The sequence below is a fragment of the Kistimonas scapharcae genome, from assembly GCF_039540975.1.
Classification (GTDB): domain Bacteria; phylum Pseudomonadota; class Gammaproteobacteria; order Pseudomonadales; family Endozoicomonadaceae; genus Kistimonas; species Kistimonas scapharcae.
In genome coordinates this window covers 1-1495 of the sequence record NZ_BAABFL010000068.1, presented here as the reverse complement: position 1 = coordinate 1495, position 1495 = coordinate 1, and the positions used below count along the sequence as shown (strand labels likewise).

The 1495-nt window shown below is 58.0% G+C and carries 2 protein-coding genes; both read left to right on the top strand.

The genetic code is table 11. The features are described 5' to 3' along the window. Positions 1-1056 (top strand): DNA modification methylase (locus ABD892_RS03870; RefSeq protein WP_345194024.1); only part of this gene is annotated, 1056 nt, incomplete at its 5' end. 181 nt (positions 1057-1237) lie between these two features. Beyond that, positions 1238-1495, top strand: a 258-nt coding sequence (locus tag ABD892_RS03865) for an N-acetylmuramoyl-L-alanine amidase (protein WP_345194021.1), incomplete at its 3' end; no start/stop codon positions are given.

Below are 1495 nucleotides of genomic sequence, written 5' to 3'. Positions count from 1 at the left end.
GTACCGGTTGTTCTGGTGGATGATCTGACAGAAACGCAGATACGTGCTTTTCGAATCTTGATAAACCAGTCGGCTCATTGGGCAGAGTGGGACGAGGAAATGTTGGCTGTAGAGCTGAAGCAACTTGAAGCCGAGGACTTTGATCTCGATATTTTAGGATTCAGTGACGAGGAACTGGATGGCCTGTTGCTGGAAGAACCGGCGGATAACAGCGAAGCAGACGACAATGTGCCGGAACCGGAAGGGCATCCTGTCAGTCAGCCGGGTGATCTCTGGATTCTGGGTAGCCATCGAGTGCTCTGCGGCAGCGCCACGGAAACGGCTGATGTCGAACACCTCATGGACGGCCAGCTGGCCGACATGGTGTTTACCGATCCGCCCTACAACGTGGACTACGGCAACAACGCCAAGGACAAACTCCGTGGCAAGGATCGCCGGATCAAGAACGACAATCTGGGCGTAGGATTCCATGCATTCCTGCTGGCCGCCATGACCAACATGCTCGCAGTCTGCAAGGGAGCTGTGTACGTCTGCATGAGTTCATCGGAGCTGGACACTTTGCAGAAGGCGTTTCGTGAGGCTGGCGGCAAGTGGTCGACGTTTCTGATCTGGGCAAAGAATACCTTCACCCTGGGCAGGGCCGATTACCAGCGCCAGTACGAGCCGATCCTCTACGGCTGGAAGGAGGGCAATGATCACTTCTGGTGCGGTGCCCGTGACCAGGGCGATGTCTGGTTCTTCAACAAGCCGGCCCGTAATGATCTCCATCCCACCATGAAGCCGGTGGAGCTGGTCGAGCGGGCCATCAGGAACTCGTCCAAATCCAAAGATATCGTGCTGGACCTGTTTGGTGGCTCCGGCAGCACCCTGATTGCCTGCGAGAAGACCGGGCGTCAGGCCAGGCTCACGGAGCTGGATCCCAAATACGTGGATGTGATCGTACGCCGCTGGGAGGAGTACACCGGCAAGGAAGCCGTACTGGACGCCAGTCAGCTGACCTTCTCCCAGACAGCGCAGGAGCGTGGACATGAACGACATGATCCAGCAGCGGCTTGACCAGATCGATGGCAAGCTGGACAAACTCTCCGATGCGGTCAGTCGGCTGGCGGCCGTCGAAGAGCGTNTGGAACACCAGGCTAGTGCCCGGGGCGTGGTGCTGGCCTCGGTGGAGCGCTTCGGCTGGCTGATCCTGACTACCACCATCGGCATTGTCGCCTACACCCTCAAGGACTGAGACATGGGCAAGCGAAACGAAACCAATGTGGTGGTCGTGCACTGCTCGGCCACCCGCCCGGACAGCAAGGTCACCTTTGACGACATCCGCCGCTGGCACATGATGGAGCGTGCCTTCATGGATATCGGTTACCACTTTGTCATTGAGCGCGACGGCAGCCTCAAGCAAGGTAGGGCTATTGATGATTGGGGTGCCCATGTGAAAGGCCACAATCACGAAAGCGTTGGCATTTGCCTGGTGGGTGGCATGGATGCCAGGGGG